This window comes from Gordonia paraffinivorans NBRC 108238 (assembly GCF_000344155.1).
GTDB classification, from domain to species: Bacteria; Actinomycetota; Actinomycetes; order Mycobacteriales; family Mycobacteriaceae; genus Gordonia; species Gordonia paraffinivorans.
In genome coordinates this window covers 1-1,647 of sequence record NZ_BAOQ01000085.1, presented here as the reverse complement: position 1 = coordinate 1,647, position 1,647 = coordinate 1, and the positions used below count along the sequence as shown (strand labels likewise).

1 protein-coding gene is annotated in these 1,647 nt (G+C 63.9%); it reads right to left on the bottom strand.

What is annotated here, in order from left to right:
* Positions 1–151: 151 nt before the first annotated feature.
* The gene (locus tag GP2_RS20730; protein WP_040527684.1) at positions 152–1,528 is read right to left on the bottom strand and encodes an IS1380 family transposase; all 1,377 of its coding nucleotides are present in this window, start codon (positions 1,526–1,528) and stop codon (positions 152–154) included.
* Positions 1,529–1,647: the final 119 nt, after the last annotated feature.

Sequence of the window (1,647 nt, the reverse complement as noted above, 5' to 3'; positions counted from 1 at the left end):
AGCCTCGATCCACCGATCGGCTTGTGGCGGTGTGGTGAATCGTGTTGAGCGGGTTGGGTCTGGGTGGAGGCGTGTTTGTGTCGCCGACCTCTGAATGTCGGCGTGTTTCACTGGGTTTCGGTCGGGGCCTGCCGGGCCGGGTGGTTAGGGGTCAGACGGGCTGTTTTCGTCTGATTGTGTTGTCGAAGAGTCGGTTCCATTCGTGTTTCCAGGGCCAGCCGTCGGGCAGGTGCATCGTCATTTGTCGGGCTGAGGATGCGATACGGGCTGGGATGCAGATCAGGGTGCGGCGGATCGTGGAGGTGGTGGCCTTGGCCAGACGTTGCCCACTCAGGGTTGCGGCAGCACGAGTCAGATTGAACGCGATCACCGCACACACCAACCACGCGGCGTTCGCACAGAACTGTCCCGACGGTAGGTGCGCCAAGGCGGAGGCCTTGAGGTCGGCGTGGACCTGCTCGATGATCGCATGCTGGCGGTGAGTCTTGTCGGCGGTGACGGTGTCCAGAGCGCTGGTGGTGAAGAACGCATGAAACCGCCACACCTCGAACAAGCCGTCCCCCTCAGGCGCGAAGTCGGGGATACGCCGCACCACCAGCCGCCCGGGTACCTGCAGGGCTTTGGCTTTGGAGGTGAACGCGGTGAACGGTATTTCGGCGACCTCAGCACGCGAGATCCACTGCCCGCTGTCGGGGTCGTAGAGGGCGTCGGTGTACTCGATCGGCGTCCACGCGTCATCGGTGATCTCGCTGATCGCTGCCCGTACGTGGGAGTCTTGGCGCACGGTGACCGATACCTGGGCGCCGGCCCGGATCGCGGTCGTGACCGCCCGAGAGCCGTAGAACGCCGAATCAGCTCGCAGCAGAACAGGACCCGACGCACCAGCCGAACGTATCCGTGTGAGGGTCGCCAGCGTATCGGCGATCAACCGGTGCGCCCCGCGCGCAGAATTGCACGCACCCTTACGCAGGCGTTGCGCCGCGATCACCGGAGCACCCTGCCCGCAGGTGAGGGTGGTGATGGCCGAGTTCAACCCACGCACCCGGGTGTAGCCGAACCCGGCCCCTTGTTTGGCCGGGCCGTGGACCTCGATGATCGAGTCGTCGATATCGACCATCACCGCACCGTCGATGCCGGCCAGGACCGGAGAGTGAGCGTGCAGTCCGACCAGCATCCGGGAGGCAATCGCATCGAGCTGGCGGACATGCCCGAACCGGAACTCCCGTAGGAATGATCCCAGCGTCGACGGCGCGTACGGGTGATCGAACACCCGGCCCATCGCCCCATGCCGCAACAGGGCCATGTCGTCGATACTGTCCGCGCCGGCCACCATCCCGGCGACCAGCGAGAACATTTTCCGATCGGGGTTGGCGCCCTTGTCGGTCGGCACGCTCAGATGCTCACAAGCCAACTCCGAGAGCCCGGCCCGTTCTGCCAGCGTCATCACCGGCACCAACCCAGCCGTAGCGAGGAGATTCGGATCATCGAACGATGCAGACCGAACCGGAGACGTGTGAGACAATCGCATCTACGAGATGCCCTTCTGTGTGCACGGATGGAACCCTAAGCAAGTCCCATCCTGTCACTCAGACAGGGCATTTCGTCTATCCCTCACCGACCGATCACAAACAAATCGGTGGATCGAGG